At 62.8% G+C, this 18,071-nt stretch carries 16 protein-coding genes; 7 read left to right on the top strand and 9 right to left on the bottom strand.

Features of this window, described 5'->3' with window-relative positions:
• Positions 1-215 precede the first annotated feature (215 nt).
• Genes PQQ95_RS03815 through PQQ95_RS03800 form a run of 4 tightly spaced genes read right to left on the bottom strand, consistent with a single transcriptional unit; the run spans position 216 to position 3,996 of the window.
• The gene (locus PQQ95_RS03815) at positions 216-935 is read right to left on the bottom strand and encodes a PqiC family protein (protein ID WP_408435034.1); all 720 of its coding nucleotides are present in this window, start codon (positions 933-935) and stop codon (positions 216-218) included.
• Positions 932-2,590 (bottom strand): PqiB family protein, encoded by a 1,659-nt coding sequence (locus PQQ95_RS03810; RefSeq protein ID WP_408435032.1) that lies wholly within the window; start codon positions 2,588-2,590, stop codon positions 932-934. Before PQQ95_RS03810 ends, PQQ95_RS03815 begins: the two co-directional genes overlap by 4 nt.
• Positions 2,583-3,233, bottom strand: a complete 651-nt coding sequence (locus PQQ95_RS03805; RefSeq protein WP_408435031.1) for a paraquat-inducible protein A — start codon at positions 3,231-3,233, stop codon at positions 2,583-2,585. The genes PQQ95_RS03810 and PQQ95_RS03805 overlap by 8 nt, the downstream gene beginning before the upstream one ends.
• 7 nt (positions 3,234-3,240) lie before the next feature.
• Positions 3,241-3,996 (bottom strand): paraquat-inducible protein A, encoded by a 756-nt coding sequence (locus PQQ95_RS03800; RefSeq protein ID WP_408435029.1) that lies wholly within the window; start codon positions 3,994-3,996, stop codon positions 3,241-3,243.
• Between the two features lie 477 nt (positions 3,997-4,473).
• Between PQQ95_RS03800 and PQQ95_RS03795 the strand changes: the two genes are divergently transcribed.
• From PQQ95_RS03795 to PQQ95_RS03780, 4 genes are all read left to right on the top strand, one after another.
• Positions 4,474-5,034, top strand: a complete 561-nt coding sequence (locus tag PQQ95_RS03795; protein WP_408435027.1) for a cytochrome b — start codon at positions 4,474-4,476, stop codon at positions 5,032-5,034.
• 8 nt (positions 5,035-5,042) lie between these two features.
• Positions 5,043-5,606 carry a YceI family protein gene (locus tag PQQ95_RS03790; RefSeq protein ID WP_408435025.1) on the top strand — a complete coding sequence of 188 codons (564 nt, stop codon included), beginning with the start codon at positions 5,043-5,045 and terminating at the stop codon, positions 5,604-5,606.
• 71 nt (positions 5,607-5,677) lie between these two features.
• On the top strand, positions 5,678-6,256 hold the full coding sequence (locus PQQ95_RS03785) for a YceI family protein (RefSeq protein WP_408435023.1): 579 nt from the start codon (positions 5,678-5,680) through the stop codon (positions 6,254-6,256).
• Positions 6,257-6,544: 288 nt separating this feature from the next.
• Positions 6,545-7,822: an MFS transporter gene (locus PQQ95_RS03780; RefSeq protein WP_408435021.1), complete on the top strand. Its 1,278-nt coding sequence runs from the start codon at positions 6,545-6,547 to the stop codon at positions 7,820-7,822.
• 80 nt (positions 7,823-7,902) lie between these two features.
• On the opposite strand, the gene secF is transcribed toward PQQ95_RS03780, so the two are convergent.
• The 5 genes from secF to queA all read right to left on the bottom strand — a co-directional run bounded on the left by secF (position 7,903) and on the right by queA (position 14,075).
• Entirely contained in the window at positions 7,903-8,853 is a 951-nt protein-coding gene (secF, locus tag PQQ95_RS03775) for a protein translocase subunit SecF (RefSeq protein WP_408435019.1), read from the bottom strand.
• A gap of 18 nt (positions 8,854-8,871) precedes the next feature.
• Positions 8,872-10,920: a protein translocase subunit SecD gene (secD, locus tag PQQ95_RS03770; protein ID WP_408435017.1), complete on the bottom strand. Its 2,049-nt coding sequence runs from the start codon at positions 10,918-10,920 to the stop codon at positions 8,872-8,874.
• Between the two features lie 118 nt (positions 10,921-11,038).
• On the bottom strand, positions 11,039-11,368 hold the full coding sequence (gene yajC, locus PQQ95_RS03765; RefSeq protein WP_175052113.1) for a preprotein translocase subunit YajC: 330 nt from the start codon (positions 11,366-11,368) through the stop codon (positions 11,039-11,041).
• Positions 11,369-11,573: 205 nt separating this feature from the next.
• Positions 11,574-12,779 (bottom strand): tRNA guanosine(34) transglycosylase Tgt, encoded by a 1,206-nt coding sequence (gene tgt / locus PQQ95_RS03760; protein ID WP_408435015.1) that lies wholly within the window; start codon positions 12,777-12,779, stop codon positions 11,574-11,576.
• 237 nt (positions 12,780-13,016) lie between these two features.
• Entirely contained in the window at positions 13,017-14,075 is a 1,059-nt protein-coding gene (gene queA / locus PQQ95_RS03755; RefSeq protein WP_408435013.1) for a tRNA preQ1(34) S-adenosylmethionine ribosyltransferase-isomerase QueA, read from the bottom strand.
• Between the two features lie 148 nt (positions 14,076-14,223).
• Between queA and recG the strand changes: the two genes are divergently transcribed.
• From recG to PQQ95_RS03740, 3 genes are all read left to right on the top strand, one after another.
• Entirely contained in the window at positions 14,224-16,530 is a 2,307-nt protein-coding gene (gene recG / locus PQQ95_RS03750) for an ATP-dependent DNA helicase RecG (RefSeq protein ID WP_408435011.1), read from the top strand.
• A 221-nt stretch (positions 16,531-16,751) separates the two neighbouring features.
• Positions 16,752-17,711, top strand: a complete 960-nt coding sequence (locus tag PQQ95_RS03745) for a hydrogen peroxide-inducible genes activator (protein WP_408435009.1) — start codon at positions 16,752-16,754, stop codon at positions 17,709-17,711.
• Between the two features lie 180 nt (positions 17,712-17,891).
• A complete protein-coding gene (locus tag PQQ95_RS03740) occupies positions 17,892-18,050 on the top strand; it encodes a hypothetical protein (RefSeq protein WP_408435007.1) in 159 nt (52 codons plus the stop codon).
• Positions 18,051-18,071 lie beyond the last annotated feature (21 nt).

Below are 18,071 nucleotides of genomic sequence, written 5' to 3'. Positions count from 1 at the left end.
TTTCTTTGCTTATCTTTCTTTGCGGCGGCAAAGAAAGTAAGTGCCGCCCCGCACAGGGGCAACGCTAATAGACCACTACCAATTCAAGAAAAGGCCAAAAAAAATCCAGACCAACGAAAAACCAAAACCGCAAAACCACCACCGAAAACCCACCACCAAACCCCACCCCGCGAAGCGCCCCAAACCACCCCAGCGCCCGCAGGGCAAAAAACCCTTCAACTACCTGCAGCAGCCACAACACCAGAAGGACAAGCCGGCGGCACAACAACCCTACCAGCGGAGCCACCCTTAGACACAATAACCGCCATCCCCTGCACCGCACCCGCAACCTGCCCAGCAATCTGCTGCAACGCCGCCCGATGCCCATTAACAAGCGCGTCGTAGCCGCCGCTAACCGGCTCACTCACCACACTCCGACAGGTCATCACAGCAGTACCACGCACAGCCCGCACACTCCAGACCGCATCGATCAACGCATGCGACCCCGGCCATGACTCGAACCGCTGCACATTCATGCTGACCCGGTACACCGGCGTCGTATCCGGATACGCGGTGCCATACACGTCGATCGTGCCCAACTGCTGCGTCAGACTGGTCGACAAAGCCCGCCGAATCTCGTCACCCGGCAACGACGCCCAACGCTCCTGTTCGAGCACCTGAACCTGCGTCGGCCCCGTCTGCACCACAAGCTGATTCTTTGCCACTTGCGGCGGTACGTCGATCGGCGCGACTTCGATCAGCCACGCCGGCGCCGCCGTGGTCCGGGCGCTAACCGGTGCCGTGGCGCCAGCAGGCGCACCCTCCGCGCCGAGCGTATAGAAGCGGCTGCTCGGCGACGAACACGCCGCCATCGCCACCAGTCCGGCCAGAGCGCCAACATAAACAGCGCCTCGCACGAGCCCGCGCGGCGGGCGGGGGAGCCGGGCAAACATCATGGTTTATCTCCTGTTTTACCGCGCAACAGCGATTCCGGATGACGCTCCAGATAATCCGACAACGCATTCAGCGACTGCAACGTGCGCGTCAGTTCCTGCAACGCCTGATGAACATCCGACTGCAACGGCGAGTCCTGCTGCAGCGTCGCCTCGGCCGAACCGAAGGTCTGCTTCGCCGCGGCCAGGGTGTCGCGCGCCTCCGGCACGACTTCCTTGTCGAGTCGCGTGAACAGCTGGTCGGCATTCTTCAGCGCACTGTTCAGGTTCGAACCGATCTGGTCGAACGGCACCTTGTCGAGCTTCTTCGCAATGTCGGCGACCTGCACCTGCAGTTCGTCGAGCGAGTTCGGAATGGTCGGCAATTCGAGCGGGTCGCCCGTTACATCAACCGTGGCCGGTGGCGCTTTCGGGAAGATATCGAGCGCCACGTACAACTGGCTCGTAATCAGATTGCCGGTCCGCAACTGGCCGCGCAGACCATGCTTGACGAGCTGTTGCAGCAAGCTTTGACCCGCAAGGCTGCCCGGCACCGGCGCGGTTTCGCGGAAACGCTTGCCGAGTCGGTCCGGGTACAGGTTCATCGTCACCGGCATCGTGAAGCTGCGCGTCTTCGGATCGTAGTCGATGCCGATGTTGGTCACCTGACCCAGCACGATGCCGCGGAAGTCGACCGTCGCGCCGACCGACAGCCCGCGCAGCGACTGATTGAAGTTCATCACCACGCGCAACGGCACGCCGTCCGGTTCGCGCATCGCATCCTGTTCATCGGAGCCGAGGCGGAACGTCATGTTGTTCGGCGCCTGCGCACCCACGCCCTGGCCCGGTGGCGACTGGAACGACAAGCCGCCGACGATCACCGTCGCAAGCGACTGCGTATTCAGCTTGAAGCCGCTCGAGTCGAGCCGCAGATCGACGCCGCTCGCGTGCCACCAGCGCGAATTGGTGCCGACGTACTGATCGAACGGCGCCGATACGAACACCTGCATCGTCACGCCGGTGCCGTCCTTGTCCAGCGAAAAGCCGACCACCTGGCCGACCTGCACGCGGCGGTAGAAAATCGGCGAACCGATGTCGATCGAGCCGAGCGAGTCGCCGTGCAGAATGAACTGGTGGCCCTTCTGGTCGCCGGTAATCGGCGGCGGCGTTTCGAGGCCGACGAAGTTCTTTTCGGTGTCCGGCGAATGGCCGGCGTCCGCGCCGATGTACGCACCCGAGAGCAGCGTGGTCAGCCCCGACACACCGCTCGCGCCGACGCGAGGGCGCACCACCCAGAAGCGCGAATCCTTGACCGCGAAGTCTTCGCCTTCCTTGGTGAGCTGCACCTGGACCAGCACGTGCGACAGATCTTTCGAGAGCGTGATGGTCTTCACCGAGCCGACGTCGACGTCCTTGTACTTGACCTTGGTCTTGCCGGGTTCGAGGCCTTCCGCGCTCGTGAACGTGATCGTGATGGTCGGGCCTCTTTCAGTCACCGATTTGATCACGAGTGCGAGGCCGATCAGCGCGGCGATCAGCGGAATCACCCAGACGAGCGAGGGCAGCCAGCGGCTCTTCGGCTCGATGTCGGGGTCGGGCAGTTGGGGCGGCAGCTTCGGTCCGTTCGAATCGTTGCGCGGCGCATCGGAGGCGGGCGTCGGTCCTTGCGGGCTAGTCATGGTCGAGGTCCTGAGGTTTTGGAGTACTGCCTTCCACGTTGTCCCAGATGAGCCGTGGATCGAATTGCATGGATGCCATCATCGTCAGAATCACCACCGAGCCGAAGGCGATCGCGCCCGGTCCGGCCGTGATCACGGCAAGCGACTTGAAACGGACCAGTGCGACGGTCAGCGTGACGACGAACACGTCGAGCATCGACCAGCGTCCGATCCGTTCGACCATCCGGTACAGCGTGGTGCGTTGCTCCGGCCGCCAGCGCGAGCGGCGCTGCGCGGTGGCGGTGAGCAGCACCAGCACACTGAGCTTGAGCATCGGCACCATGATGCTGGCGATGAACACGATCACGGCCAGCGGCCAGTCGCCCGAGGTCCAGAAGTACACGACACCGCTCATGATGGTGTCGTCTTCCGAACCGAGCAGCGACGACGTATGCATCACCGGCAGCAGATTCGCGGGAATATACAGCAAGGCCGCGGCGATCAGCAGCGCCCAGGTGCGCATCAGGCTATCGGGGTTGCGCCGGTGCAGCACCGCGCCGCAACGGCTGCAGTGCTGCGGCGTGACGGAGCGGATGCGCGGCTCGACGCGTCCGCACGCATGGCAGGCGACGAGGCCAGCGCGCTTCGCGGTGACGTATTTCATGGCGCGCTCATCCCTGGTGCGGGGCCGGTGGCACGCCTGGCGGCAACGCGGATTGCGTTCCGGCTTGCACCTCCGGCGGCGCGGGCGGCCCGGCGACCGAACTGACGGCAGCCGCCGCGCTGTCCGCGGAGGTGCGCGGCAGCGGGCGCCGGTCGCGGTCGCCCATTTCGTCGGCCACATCCCACAGCACGCGTGGATCGAACGTGAGGACCACCGCGATCATCAGCGTCAGCACGCCGAACGCGAACAGCGCCGCTTCGGGAATCACGCGCGCGAGACTCACCATCTTCACGATGGTGATCAGCACGCCGAGCATGAACACTTCGATCATGCCCCACGGCCGTACGAATTGAATGGCGCGCAACACCCGGTTGAAGGCGGGCGGCACGTAGCCGGCGCGCAGCGGGATCAGCACGTAGAGCAGCGCGACTAGTTCGGTCAGCGGGAACAGGATGGTCGAGCAGAACACCATGACCGCAACGATCTGCATGTCCTCGCCCCATAACGCGATGAGCGCGCCGAACAACGTGGTTTGCGAGGTGATGCCGTTGGTTTCGAGTTCGACGATCGGGAAGGCCTGGGCGATGATGAAGGTGATCAGCGCGGCCAGCGTCATGGCACAGATGCTGTCGAGCTTGCGGGAAACGCCGCGATAGAGCGTCGCGCCGCAACGCGGACAGCGTGCGACTTCCCGCCCGACAAGCCGGGGCTTGCGGAACAGCGTATCGCATTCATGGCACGCGATCAGGTTGTCATGGTCCATACGGCAGAAGGGCTAACGACGTGATGGGAGGCGTGCGATGCCGGTTTTAGGACAGGGCTGCAGAAAGCGTGGAGCAATAGTACCAAACGCGCTTGTCCGCTGGGCGGGCCATTGCACCTTGTGGAAGCAGCGGCCCCGCCGACGTCGAAAACAAGAATAGTCTTACACAAAAATGCTTACTTCTGACATTGTCCGTCCCCAATTGTTCAATACTATTCTGCATGCGGGAAAACTTTCCGCGTGGACGTGTTCAGGGCAGTCGGCTTTGCATGGGGAACGGAGTAAGTAAGTGTTCAAGCGCTAACTCGGGTCCCATGCACAGCCAGCTTTTTCCGCTTGCGGTAGCATGGCGGCCTTGGCGTGTGCCGCAGCCGCCATGCGTTCTATCGCGTCGCACGATGCAGCATGCATTGCCGCCGGCATGGAATAGCAGGGGCGGCTGCGCCGTTAACCTCTCTTAGCTTGCGTTGACCTGTCATGGCACTCAATCCTTCTTTCGGTAGCAGGGAGTCGTACACTCGGACCGCCATTGCCTTTCACTGGTTGATCGCGCTGCTGATCGTATGCGGCTTCGCGCTCGGTTGGGTGATGACCGATATTCCCGGCTTCACGCCCGCCAAGCTGCGCTACTTCTCCTGGCACAAATGGATCGGCGTGACGGTGTTCGCGCTCGCCGTGCTGCGCATTCTGTGGCGCGCCACCCACGCGGCCCCGCCGATGCCGCGCCGCATGCCGGCTTGGCAGCGCGGCGCCGCGCATCTCACGCATCTGCTGCTTTACGTGCTGATGGTCGTGATTCCCGTCTCCGGCTATCTGTATAGCTCGGCGGCCAACGTGCCGGTGGTGTACCTCGGCCTGATTCCGCTGCCGCGTCTGATCGCACCGGACCCGCATCTCAAGGAACTGCTGAAGAATGTGCATATCGCGCTGAATTACACGCTGCTCGTGCTGGTCATATTGCACGTCGCGGCGGCGCTCAAGCATCAATGGTTGGACCGCGACGGCCTGTTGTCGCGCATGCTCCCTTTCATCAAATAAGGATAACCATGAAAGTTTCGTTTTATCGCTACATGCTCGCCGCGTTTGCCGCGGCCTCGCTGACTGCAGCCGGCAGTGCGCTGGCCCAGGTAGACGTCGCGAAGAGTTCGGTGACGGCAACCTCGAAGCAGATGAACGTGCCGGTGGAAGGCAAGTTCGGCAAATTCACCGCGCAAGTGAAGTTCGATCCGGCAAAACCGGCCGACGGCAGTGCACAGTTCAGCATCGACGTGGCCAGCTACGATCTCGGCGACGAAAGCTACAACGACCAGGTGCGCGGCAAGGACTGGTTCGACGCGAAGACTTATCCGGCTGCAACTTTCGTGTCGAGTGCGATCGCCCCGGCCGGCGGCAATCAGTTCAAGGTCACAGGCAAGCTGACCATCAAGGGTAAATCGCAGACCGTCGTGGTGCCGGTCACGGTCACCCAGCAGGGTGCGACGCAAACGTTCGACGGCTCGTTGCCGATCAAGCGCTCGCAATTCGACATCGGTACGGGCGAATGGAAAGATACCTCGGTGGTCGCCGATGAGGTGGTGATCAAGTTTCATATCGTTGCAGCACACAAGTGACGTTTGCCGCGCTCTCTGGGCGCGGCCGCTTTTCTTCAGGTCAGGAATTCCGGAAACACAAGGAGCATGAATTGAAAACATCCCTCTTGATCGCCGTCGGCGCATTGGCCTCTTCTTTCTCGCTCGGCGCATTTGCGGCCGATACGTATCAGCTCGACCCGACCCACACGTATCCGAGCTTCGAAGCGGATCACTTCGGCGGCCTCTCGGTGTGGCGCGGCAAGTTCACCAAGAGCTCCGGCACGGTCACGCTCGACCGCGCGGCGAAGACCGGCACGGTGGACGTCACGGTTGACCCGGCTTCGGTAGACACCGGCAACAGCAAGCTCGATGAGCATCTGAAGACGGACGCGTTCTTCGACGTGACCAAGTATCCGACAGTGACCTACAAGGGTACCGATATCAAGTTCGACGGCGACAAGCCGGTCCAGGTGATCGGCAGCCTGACGATCCGTGGCGTGACCAAGCCGCTGAATCTGACGATCGAATCGTTCAAGTGCATGCAGCACCCGGTGCTCAAGCGCGAAGTGTGCGGCGTGGAAGCGAGCGCGCATTTCAACCGCTCTGACTACGGCATGGATTTTGGCGCGAAGTACGGCTTCAGCATGGATACCAAGCTGCATATTCAGGCCGAAGGCATCAAGCAATAAGCGCGTTAACGGGCCTTTTGCGTCTTCGTATTGAGTGACACGAGGGTGCCGTCGTTGCGTCGCAACAAAAAACCGCTTCGTTCGCCTTTGCGATGAAGCGGTTTTTTTATTGCCTCCCCGAAGCGCCGGAAGCCTTGTGCAATGGCCGCAGGCGATTTCCTGCTCGCGCCGTTTTAATTTTTCAGGTACATAGAGCGCTGACACCGCATTGGTTGTGCGCGCACCCAGTTCGGCAAGATTCAGCGTAAAGCCTACGTCAATAATATTTCGCGCGCATTGGAGATCTGCATGAATGCAACGACAGCGACAAGCCTGGCGGGGAGCCGGAGGAATTCGTGGCGCGCGGTGGTCGCCGCTTCGATTGGCAACGCGCTGGAATGGTTTGATCTGGTGGTGTACGGATTTTTTGCGGTCACCATCGCGAAACTGTTTTTTCCGGCGGGTAATGACACGATCTCGCTGCTACTGACCCTTGGCACTTTCGGCGTGTCGTTCTTCATGCGGCCGCTCGGCGCGATTGTGATCGGTGCTTATGCCGACCGCGCCGGACGCAAAGCGGCGCTCACGCTGTCAATCCTGCTGATGATGTGCGGCACGTTGATCATTGCGGTTTTGCCGACGTATCAGAGCATTGGTCTTGCCGCGCCCGTGATTCTCGTGGTGGCGCGTCTGATGCAAGGTTTTTCGGCGGGTGGCGAATTCGGTAGTGCCACGGCTTTCCTCGCGGAACACGTACCGGGGCGGCGTGGTTTCTTCGCGAGCTGGCAGGTCGCGAGCCAGGGGCTCACCACGCTGCTCGCGGCCGGCTTCGGTGTGTTGCTGACCGGCAAGCTGTCGCCGGAGCAGATGGCCTCCTGGGGTTGGCGCGTGCCGTTCTTCTTTGGGCTCCTGATCGGGCCGGTTGCGTGGTACATCCGCACCAAGCTCGACGAAACGCCGGAGTTCCTTGCGGCGGAAACCACCACGACGCCGCTGCGCGACACCTTCGCGAACCAGAAGCTGCGCCTCGTGATTGCGATCGGTGTGGTGGTGCTCGGCACGGTGTCGACCTATCTGGTGCTGTTCATGCCGACTTATGGCGTGAAGCAGTTGGGTCTGGCGCCTTCGGTCGCGTTCGCGGCGATTGCGCTGACCGGTGTAATCCAGATGGTGTTTTCGCCGCTGGTCGGCCATCTGTCGGATCGCCACGGGCGCATCACGATCATGCTGATTTCGGCGCTGCTGCTTCTCGTGCTGATCAATCCGGCGTTCGTGTATCTGGTCGCGCATCCGACTTTCGGCACGCTGATCGCGCTGCAGGTGGTGTTCGGTTTTCTGATGACGGGTTACTTCGCGGCGCTGCCGGGTTTGCTCTCCGAGATGTTCCCGGTGCAGACGCGCACGACCGGCATGTCGCTGGCCTATAACATCGCCGTGACGATCTTCGGTGGCTTCGGGCCGTTCATCATCGCGTGGCTGATCAGCTTCACGGGTTCGAAGGCCGCGCCGAGCTATTACATGATTTTTGCGGCGGCGATTAGCCTGGTGGCGCTAATGGCGGCGCGACGCAAGCTTGGCTTCCGTTAAAACGCGGCACAGGCGGTAAACGTAAAAGGCCGGTTCGCGAGAACCGGCCTTTTTTCATGACGACGCTATCGACGGCAAGCTCAAACTTGCGCGCCTGCGTTTGGATCGTCCGGATCGACGCGTTCCTTCTTGTCCTTGATCAGGTCTTCGCGCTTCACGCCGAGCCACATGGCGAGCGCTGCAGCGACGAACACCGACGAGTAGATACCGAACAGAATACCGACCGTCAGCGCCAGAGCGAAGTAGTGCAGTGTCGGGCCGCCGAACAGGAACATCGACAGCACCATCATCTGCGTACAGCCGTGGGTGATGATGGTACGCGACATGGTGCTGGTGATCGCGTGGTTGATCACCTCGATCACGGTCATCTTGCGTTCGCGGCGGAAGGTCTCACGAATCCGGTCGAAGATAACGACGGATTCGTTCACCGAATAGCCGAGCACCGCGAGCACCGCAGCCAGCACCGACAGTGAGAACTCCCACTGGAAGAACGCGAAGAAGCCGAGAATGATGACCACGTCGTGCAAGTTCGCGATCACGCCGGCCACGGCGTATTTCCACTCGAAGCGGAACGACAGATAGATCACGATGCCGATCACCACGCAGGCCAGCGCGAGCAGGCCGTCGGTAGCGAGTTCCTTGCCGACCTGGGGGCCGACGAACTCGACACGTTGCAATTGCACTTCCGGCGTGTCGGCCTTCAGCGCGCCCATCACCTGGTCGCTCTGTTGAGCCGACGTGTAGCCCTGCTTGAGCGGCAGACGGATCAGCACGTCGCGCGAGGTGCCGAAGTTCTGCACCTGAGCGTCGGCATAACCGAGCTTGCCGAGCGTGCCGCGCACCGGTTCGAGCGGCGCGGCGCCCGGATACTGTACTTCGATGACCGTCCCGCCGGTGAATTCCACCGACAGATGCAGCCCGCGATGCAGCAGGAAAAACACAGCAGCGACGAACGTCAGCAGCGAGATGGCGTTGAACAGCAACGCACGCTGCATGAACGGAATGTCTTTGCGAAAACGGAAAAATTCCATGGTCTTGTTCTCCGGGACTCAGCGGGATGAACCCGGTTTCTGCGGCGTGTTCGACGAACCGGACGCGTCGCGGCGGCGCACGGTCGGCTTGGCACGCGCTTGGGCCGCAGCTTTGGCTTTGGGCTTGGCGCTGGCCGCGGCGACGGCTCGTGCTGTGTCGGTCGCGGCGTCGTCGTTACCGAGGTAGGCGGCAGCACCATCGATGCCTTCCGCCTGCGGACGCCACACCTGACCGATCGCCAGCGATTTGAGCTTCTTCTTGCCGCCGTACCAGAGGTTGACGATGCCGCGCGAGAAGAACACGGCCGAGAACATCGAGGTCAGGATGCCGATACAGTGGACCATCGCGAAGCCACGAACCGGGCCGGAGCCGAAGGCGAGCAGCGCGAGGCCGGCGATCAGCGTGGTGACGTTCGAGTCGAGAATCGTCGCCCATGCATGTGCGTAGCCGTTCTGGATCGCCAGTTGCGGCGGCGCGCCGTGGCGCAGTTCTTCGCGCACGCGCTCGTTGATCAGCACGTTTGCGTCGATTGCCATACCGAGCGCGAGCGCGATAGCGGCGATACCCGGCAAGGTGAGCGTGGCCTGCAACATGGACAGCACGGCGATCAGCAGCAGCAGGTTGACCGACAGGCCGATCATCGAGATCACGCCGAACAGCATGTAGTACGCGATCATGAAGACGGCGATCGCCACGAAGCCCCACACCACCGAGTGGAAGCCCTTCTTGATGTTGTCCGCGCCGAGGCTCGGACCGATCGTGCGTTCTTCGATGATGTCCATTGGAGCCGCGAGCGAACCGGCGCGCAACAGCAGCGCGAGGTCGGCGGCGCCTTGCGGCGTGGCCTGGCCGGTGATCTGGAAGCGGTCACCCAGTTCCGACTGGATGGTCGCCACCGTCAGCACTTCGCCCTTGCCCTTTTCGAACAGCACCATCGCCATCGGCTTGCCGATGTTGTCGCGCGAGACGCTGCGCACCGCGCGGCCACCGGCCGAGTCGAGGCGGATATTGACCGACGGACGCTGATGTTCGTCGAAACCTGCCGACGCGTCGATGATGCGGTCACCCGTGAAGATGATCTGCTTGCGCAGCAGCACCGGTGTCTGGTTGCCTTGCGTGAACAGTTCGTCGCCCGGCGGCACCGGATCGGACGGATTCGGATGCGTGTTCACCGGGTCGGCGAGGCGCGCTTCGAGCGTTGCCGTGCGGCCGATGATGTCCTTTGCCTTCGCCGTGTCCTGCACGCCCGGCAGTTCGACGACGATACGGTCCGAGCCTTGCTGCTGGATCACCGGCTCGGCCACGCCGAGTTCGTTCACGCGGTTATGGAGCGTGGTGATGTTCTGCTTGAGCGCAGCGTCCTGCACGGCTTTCTGCACCGCCGGCGTGAACGTGCCGACCAGTTGCACACCGCCGTCCGGGTTCGCTTGCGAGGCCCACTGGAGTTCGCTGATGCCGCGGCCCAGTTGTTTGGATGCCGCGTCCGCCGTGGCCTGGTCGGCGAAATTGATCACCACCGTCTGGTTGACGCGGTTCACGCCGCCGTCACGGATGTTGTTGTCACGCAGCATGGTGCGTGCATCCGAAGCGTCGGAGTCGAGCTTCTTGTTGAGCGCGCCGGCCATGTCGACCTGCAGCAGGAAGTGCACGCCACCGCGCAAGTCCAGACCGAGGTACATCGGCAGCGCATGCAGGGCGGTCAGCCAGCGCGGCGACGCGCTTTGCAGGTTCAGTGCGACGATGAATTGCGGGTCGGTCGGGTCGCTGTTCAGCGACTTCTGCAGCAGGTCCTTCACGCGCAACTGCGTGTCGGTGTCCAGCAGGCGCACGCGGATGTTCGCGTTGGTCGACGAATTGTCGAACGTGACTTCGTCAGGCTTGATCTGATTGGCGGCAAGCGCCGTTTCGACTGCCGACAGCGTGGTCGAGTCGAGCTTGACCGTTGCCTTGCCGCTCGACACCTGCACCGCCGGCGCTTCGCCGAACAGGTTGGGCAGCGTGTACACGAGGCCGATGACCAGAGCCACCAGCATCACGGCATATTTCCAGAGGGGGTAACGATTCATGAGTGGTCCAACGGGAAGGTTGGCTTGGAAGCGATGCGCCCGGCGATGAGCGCGGGCAGTTCAGCGTTGTGCTGCGAGAACCGCCGGCGAGGCCGCGCCGGACGCGAGAGAGCAGGCCTTACAGCGACTTGATCGTGCCCTTCGGGAGAATCGTCGTAACCGACGCTTTTTGCACGGTGATTTCCGTGCCTTCCGAGATTTCGACGCCGACGTAAGCTTCACCCACCTTGGTCACCTTGCCGACGATGCCGCCGTTCGTCACCACCTCGTCGCCCTTGGCCATGGCGGCGAGCATGTTGCGGTGTTCCTTCTGGCGCTTCATTTGCGGGCGAATCATGATGAAGTACAGCACGCCGAACATCAGGATCAGCGGCAGGAAGCTCATCAGGTTCGATTCAATGCCACCTGTTGCTGTGCCTTGGGCGAAGGCATCGGTAATGAACGACACGTTGGTCTCTCCGGTATATATCGAAACAATCAAAAAAATCAGCCGGTTATTCTACCACCGGCCTGACAGGGGTCGGCACGGCGAATCGGCTTTCCGATCAACCGTTTAAAGCCTTTTTGCCGTGCGCGAAAGTTAATTGTAAGGTTTTCCGCGCGACGCCAGCAGATTCTTCCGGCAAATTCGTCAGCGGATTCCCGAATGCCGGCTAGTCGATGCCGCGCGCGCGGTTCTCGTGGAAGCGCTTGCGGAAAGGCTCGAACAGTTTTGCGTCGATCGCGTCGCGCATTTCCTGCATCAATTCGAGGTAGTAGTGCAGGTTGTGGATCGTGTTCAACTGCGCACCGAGGATTTCCCCTACACGATGCAGATGGTGCAGGTAGCCGCGAGTGAAATTTCGGCAGGTGTAGCAACCGCACTGCTCGTCGAGCGGGCGCAGCGAGTTCTTGTGCGCGGCGTTGCGGATCTTGATGTCGCCGAAACGGGTGAAGAGCCAGCCGTTGCGCGCGTTGCGGGTCGGCATCACGCAGTCGAACATATCGACGCCGGCGGCCACGCCCGCCACCAGGTCTTCCGGCGTGCCGACGCCCATCAGGTAGTGCGGCTTGTCGGGCGGCAGCTTCGGGCCGATGTGGTTCAGCACGCGCATCATGTCTTCTTTCGGTTCGCCAACCGACAGCCCACCGATCGCCAGGCCGTGGAAATCCATCTCCGCGAGCCCCGCCAGCGACTCGTCGCGCAGGTCTTCGAACATGCCGCCCTGGACGATGCCGAACAACGCGTTCGGATTGCCGAGGCGGTTGAATTCGTCGATCGAGCGCCTGGCCCAGCGCATCGACATGCGCATCGAATCGGCCGCCTCCTGATGCGAAGTCGGCACGTTGTTGGTCGCGTAGGGCGTGCATTCGTCGAACTGCATGACGATGTCCGAGTTCAGCACCTTCTGGATCTGCATCGACACTTCGGGCGACAGGAAGAGCTTGTCGCCATTGATCGGCGAGGCGAACGTGGCGCCATCTTCGGTGATCTTGCGCAGATCGCCGAGCGAAAACACCTGAAAACCACCCGAGTCGGTCAGGATCGGCTTCTTCCAGCCCATGAAGCCGTGCAGGCCGCCGTGCGCCTCGATGGTTTCCAGACCCGGGCGCAGCCACAGGTGGAAAGTGTTGCCGAGGATGATCTGCGCGTGCATTTCCTCGAGCTCGCGCGGCTGGACCGCCTTCACGGTGCCGTACGTGCCGACCGGCATGAAGATCGGCGTCTCGACCACGCCGTGGTTCAGCGTGACGCGGCCGCGGCGGGCCTGGCCGTCGGTGCCGAGCAGTTCGAATTTGAGGCCGTTGTCAGGGCGCTCGCCTTGGCTCGCGCAGGTATTGCAGGTACCGCTTGTATCGTGGGTATGACCGTCGGTCATGGGGAACTCCTGTGCCACCGGAGAACAGTCCGGCGCAAATGATGAACGCCGCCGGGTAGGCCGCGGCGGCTGGGTAAAAAATTCGAGATGCTGCGCCGATCTGCCACTGCATGTGGGCGCAGGAGAGGTCGGCAACAACTGCCGCTACATCAACGTAGCAAGGAGCGGCAGACTACCGCGCGCGCTGCCGGCGCGCAACGCTATCGCACGGGATATTGCCGTGCGACACGAAACGTGTCAGACGTCGCGGCGCGTCAGCAGCATCGCGTCGCCATAGCTGAAGAAGCGGTAACGCTGTTCGATCGCATGCCGATACGTTTCACGGATGGTCTCGACCCCCGCGAACGCCGACACCAGCATCAGCAACGTCGACTTCGGCAAATGGAAATTGGTCACCAGCCGGTCGACCACGCGGAATGTGTAGCCGGGCGTGATGAAGATGTCGGTCTCTGTGCTGGCCGCGCCGAGCGGGCGGCCGGCGGCTTCGGCATCGCGCGCGGCGGCTTCGAGCGCGCGCATCGACGTCGTGCCCACCGCGATCACGCGGTTGCCGCGCGCACGCGTCGCCGCGATCTTGTCGGCAAGCGATTGCGGCAAGTGATACCACTCGCTGTGCATCTTGTGCTCGGCCAGATTTTCCACCCGCACCGGCTGGAAGGTGCCCGCGCCGACATGCAGCGTCAGCGTCGCGCGCTCCACGCCGCGAGCGTCGAGCCGCGCGAGCAGCGCGTCGTCGAAATGCAGACCGGCGGTGGGCGCAGCCACCGCGCCCGGATTTTGCGCGAACACGGTCTGGTAGCGGGTTTCGTCGGTTGCGTCGGGATCGTGCTCGATGTACGGCGGCAGCGGCAGGCGGCCGAATTGCTCGATCAGCGTCAGGCAGTCGTCGGGGAAATGCAGCGTGTAGAACGGTTCGACGCGTTCGCCGATCGTGACGTCGAACGCGTCGGCCAGACGGATCGTAGTGCCTGGCTGCGGGCTCTTGCTCGCGCGGATTTGCGCGAGCGCCGTGCGCTCACCCGTCAGACGCTCTACCAGCACTTCGACCTTGCCGCCACTGGCCTTCTGGCCGAGGAAGCGCGCCTTCAGGACTTTGGTATCGTTGAAGACCAGCAGATCGCCGGGCGTGATGCATTCGGGCAGTTCGGCAAAGCGGCGGTCGATCAGGCGCGCGGCGTCGGCCGCGCCGGCCAGGTTGGCCACTTCGAGCAGACGGCTGGCGCTGCGCTCGGGCAGCGCGACTTGTGCGATCAGCTCGGGCGGCAGATCGAAATCGAAATCGGAAAGCGTAAACATGCGGACGACTGGAAGCGAATTGGGACTGAATTGAGCCGAAGCCGGAGCCGGGCGGCTATGATTGCGGGACGCCGGAGCGGCCCGCGGACCCGTGTGCTGCTTGGCGGCGACACCTTTGACAGCCGATATTGTACTTGCGAAGCAACCCATGCCTTTGTCCGAACGCCGATTGCCCTCCGCTACCGATGAAGTGAGCGCCGAGCCGAAGCGCCGCGTCTCGCGGGGCAAAGCAGCGGCGGCCGACCTGAACGACCTCGGCGCGGACGTCGCGCCGGCGAGCGACAAGGCCGCGCGTGAAGGCGAAATGGTCAACCCATTCGGCGACAAGCCCGCCGGCAAACCCGCGGGTAAAGCCGCCGGGAAGCGTGCTGCCGAAGCCGGCGCCAAACCCGCGGCCAAACCCGTCGACAAGCTCGCCAAACTCGGCCTCACGCGCGACATCGATCTGGTGCTGCATCTGCCGATGCGCTACGAAGACGAGACCTCGCTGACACCGATCGGCCATCTGCTGCCAGGTGGCATTTCGCAAACGGAAGGCGTGGTGTTCGATAACGAAATTGCCTATCGCCCGCGCCGGCAGTTGCTGGTGAAACTGCGCGACGACGCAGGCGACGAACTCGTCCTGCGCTTTCTGAATTTCTACGGCTCGCAGGTCAAGCAGATGGCGATCGGCGCGCGGCTGCGCGTGCGTGGCGACGTGCGCGGCGGTTTCTTCGGTATGGAGATGGTGCACCCGGCGGTGCGCGTGGTCGATGAAGACACGCCGCTGCCGCAAGCGCTGACACCGGTGTATCCGAGTACGGCGGGCGTGACGCAGGCGTATCTGCGCAAGTCGATCGACAACGCGTTGTCGCGCACCGCGTTGCCGGAGTTACTGCCTGAGCCGATCGCGCAGGCTTATTTGCAGCCGCTCGGCGTGCCCACGCTGATGGAGGCGGTGCGCACGCTGCATCATCCGGGCGTGCAGTCCGATGAAACCGCGCTGATCGACGGCACGCACCCGGCGTGGGTGCGCATCAAGTTCGAGGAATTGCTGGCGCAGCAGATGTCGTTGAAGCGCGCCCATGACGAACGTCGCACGCGCGCCGCGCCGGCCATGCCGCGCCGCAAGCTGGGCGACGAAGCGGCGCTGGTGGCGCGTTTGCTGAAGGCGCTGCCGTTTTCGCTGACGGCGGCGCAGGAGCGCGTGGGCGGCGAGATCGCGCTCGACCTCACGCAGCCTCATCCGATGCAACGGCTGTTGCAGGGTGATGTCGGCAGCGGCAAGACCATCGTGGCCGCGCTGGCCGCGGCGCAGGCGATCGACGCCGGCTACCAGGCGGCGCTGATGGCGCCAACCGAAATCCTCGCCGAACAGCACGCGCGCAAATTGCGTGGCTGGCTGGAGCCGCTCGGCGTAAGCGTCGCGTGGCTCGCCGGCAGCCTGAAGACAAAGGAAAAGCGCGCCGCGATCGAAGCGGCGGCGCTGGGCACGGCCCAACTCGTCATCGGCACGCACGCGATCATCCAGGACGCGGTCGAGTTTGCGCGGCTGGGTCTCGTGATCGTCGACGAACAACATCGCTTCGGCGTGGCGCAGCGTCTCGCCTTGCGCGCCAAGGCGCGCAAGGCCGCCGACGGGGCGCGCGATTTCCAGCCGCATCAATTGATGATGTCCGCCACGCCGATTCCGCGCACGCTGGCCATGACCTATTACGCCGATCTCGACGTCTCGACCATCGACGAATTGCCGCCTGGCCGCACGCCGATTCTGACCAAGCTCATCTCCGATGCGCGGCGCGAAGAGGTGATCGGCCGCGTGCGTGAGGCTGCGCTGACGGGGCGCCAGGTGTACTGGGTGTGTCCGCTGATCGAGGAAAGCGAGACCTTGCAGTTGCAGACCGCCGTCGAGACCTATGAGACGCTGGTCGCCGCGTTGCCGGAATTGAATGTCGGTCTGGTGCACGGACGCCTCGCGCCGGCGGAGAAGGCCGCGGTGATGGATGCGTTCACGCGCAACGAGGTGCAGCTGCTGGTGGCGACGACGGTGATCGAAGTGGGTGTCGACGTGCCGAATGCGTCGCTGATGGTGATCGAGCATGCCGAGCGGTTTGGCCTCGCCCAGTTGCACCAGTTGCGCGGGCGGGTGGGGCGCGGGAGCGCGGCTTCGGTGTGCGTGCTGCTATACACGGGGCCGTTGTCGATGACGGCGCGGGCGCGCTTGCAGACCATGCGGGAAACGACTGACGGATTCGAAATCGCCAGGCGCGACCTCGAGATTCGCGGTCCGGGCGAGTTTCTTGGCGCCCGGCAGTCGGGTGCGGCCATGTTGAGGTTTGCCGATCTCGAGAATGATCAATGGCTCATCGAGCCGGCCAGAGAGGCCGCCGCGGCTTTGCTCGCGTCGTATCCCGACGTGGTGATCCAGCATCTGGCTCGGTGGCTGGGTGCGCGAGAACAATATTTGAAGGCCTAGAATTGTGCTGTTGGCGGCGGCATGGTCCGTAAGCCTGCGCGATTAGCTTTCTTTGTGTTCTTCCGGCGCGGCGCTTCGCCTCTACGTGCCTGCCGCAATGCCTCGCTTGCAGCACTTGCCGCGCGGCGCCTGCCGCCTCTGGAAGCCCAAAAGGTTGGCGAACCGACCCTATAGGTGTATAACTAGAACCTATCGAACTCATCGCACTGATTGGTCCCCCAATGACGCTCACCGAATTGAAATACATCGTCGCGGTTGCCCGCGAGCGGCACTTCGGCCGGGCCGCCGAAGCGTGTTTCGTTAGCCAGCCGACTCTGTCGGTGGCCATCAAAAAGCTCGAAGATGAACTCAACGTCCAGATTTTCGAGCGCGGCACCAGCGAAGTCAGTGTCACGCCGATCGGCGAACAGATCGTCACGCAAGCTCAGCGCGTCCTCGAACAAACGCTCGCCATCAAGGAGATCGCGAAACAGGGCAAAGACCCGCTGGTCGGGCCGTTGCGCCTCGGCGTCATCTATACGATCGGGCCGTACCTGCTGCCTACGCTCGTCAAACAGATGATCAAGCGGGTCCCGCAGATGCCGCTGATGCTGCAGGAAAATTACACCGTCAAGTTGATTGAACTGCTCAAGCAGGGTGAAATCGACGTCGCGATCATGGCGTTGCCGTTCCCGGAAACGGGTCTCATGCAGCGTCCGCTCTATGACGAGCCGTTTGTCGTCGCGCTGCCGTCCGGCCATGCGTGGGAAAACCGCGCCAAGATCGACGCCGAGGACCTGAAGCAGGAAACCATGCTGCTGCTCGGTAGCGGCCACTGCTTCCGCGACCATGTGCTGGGCGTTTGCCCTGAGCTGATGCGTTTCTCGCAGAACGCGGACGGTATCCAGAAGACTTTCGAAGGTTCGTCGCTGGAAACCATCCGTCATATGGTGGCGAGCGGCGTTGGCATTACCGTGCTGCCGCGCATGTCGGTGCAGGAGGTCAAGCCGCACGCCGCCGGTATCGACGCGGGTCTGCTCAGCTACGTCGCCTTCGACGAACCGGTACCGGATCGCCGCGTCGTGCTCGCCTGGCGCAAGAGCTTCACGCGGATGCCCGCTATCGACGCCATCTGCGACGCCATCAATGCCTGCGATCTGACGGGCGTCAAAAAGCTCGATCTGCCTGTCGCCGTCAGCTAAGCGGCATGTCATACCCGCACCGACCGTTGCCGCCTTCCCGGCGGCCGGTCGGGCAAGCGCCTAAGGCGCCGATAGCGCCAATCCCTATCAAATAGATAAAATTAATCAAACACGTTTGTTTGATAGGATTGTTATAGTTTCCTCCATGGATCGCCCGATCCCACAGACCCGGAGGAAATCATGACGCAATCGAACTCGCAGCACGTCCAAGCCGTCGCCGCTCAACCCCTTCAACCCGCCCGCATGGTTACTGGCAGCACCGGCAACTTCGCCGCGTCGGTCAGCAGCATGCGCACGGTTGCATTGTCCTTGCTGGTCGATCGGGCTCTGTCCGCATAAGCCGTACGCATCCGCGCGCCG

Source organism: Paraburkholderia caffeinilytica, from assembly GCF_046030355.1.
Taxonomy (GTDB): Bacteria; Pseudomonadota; Gammaproteobacteria; order Burkholderiales; family Burkholderiaceae; genus Paraburkholderia; species Paraburkholderia caffeinilytica_B.
This window is presented reverse-complemented; position numbering and strand designations above follow the sequence as displayed.

Excerpts from the sequence above, each read along its gene's own strand:
- PQQ95_RS03795 (WP_408435027.1), top strand. The coding sequence starts at position 4,474 with ATGGCACTCAATCCTTCTTTCGGTAGCAGGGAGTCGTACACTCGGACC.
- PQQ95_RS03800 (WP_408435029.1), bottom strand. The coding sequence starts at position 3,996 with ATGGACCATGACAACCTGATCGCGTGCCATGAATGCGATACGCTGTTC.
- PQQ95_RS03780 (WP_408435021.1), top strand. The coding sequence starts at position 6,545 with ATGAATGCAACGACAGCGACAAGCCTGGCGGGGAGCCGGAGGAATTCG.
- recG (WP_408435011.1), top strand. The coding sequence starts at position 14,224 with ATGCCTTTGTCCGAACGCCGATTGCCCTCCGCTACCGATGAAGTGAGC.
- PQQ95_RS03790 (WP_408435025.1), top strand. The coding sequence starts at position 5,043 with ATGAAAGTTTCGTTTTATCGCTACATGCTCGCCGCGTTTGCCGCGGCC.
- PQQ95_RS03805 (WP_408435031.1), bottom strand. The coding sequence starts at position 3,233 with ATGAAATACGTCACCGCGAAGCGCGCTGGCCTCGTCGCCTGCCATGCG.
- queA (WP_408435013.1), bottom strand. The coding sequence starts at position 14,075 with ATGTTTACGCTTTCCGATTTCGATTTCGATCTGCCGCCCGAGCTGATC.
- PQQ95_RS03810 (WP_408435032.1), bottom strand. The coding sequence starts at position 2,590 with ATGACTAGCCCGCAAGGACCGACGCCCGCCTCCGATGCGCCGCGCAAC.
- secF (WP_408435019.1), bottom strand. The coding sequence starts at position 8,853 with ATGGAATTTTTCCGTTTTCGCAAAGACATTCCGTTCATGCAGCGTGCG.
- PQQ95_RS03740 (WP_408435007.1), top strand. The coding sequence starts at position 17,892 with ATGACGCAATCGAACTCGCAGCACGTCCAAGCCGTCGCCGCTCAACCC.
- PQQ95_RS03815 (WP_408435034.1), bottom strand. The coding sequence starts at position 935 with ATGATGTTTGCCCGGCTCCCCCGCCCGCCGCGCGGGCTCGTGCGAGGC.
- secD (WP_408435017.1), bottom strand. The coding sequence starts at position 10,920 with ATGAATCGTTACCCCCTCTGGAAATATGCCGTGATGCTGGTGGCTCTG.
- tgt (WP_408435015.1), bottom strand. The coding sequence starts at position 12,779 with ATGACCGACGGTCATACCCACGATACAAGCGGTACCTGCAATACCTGC.
- PQQ95_RS03745 (WP_408435009.1), top strand. The coding sequence starts at position 16,752 with ATGACGCTCACCGAATTGAAATACATCGTCGCGGTTGCCCGCGAGCGG.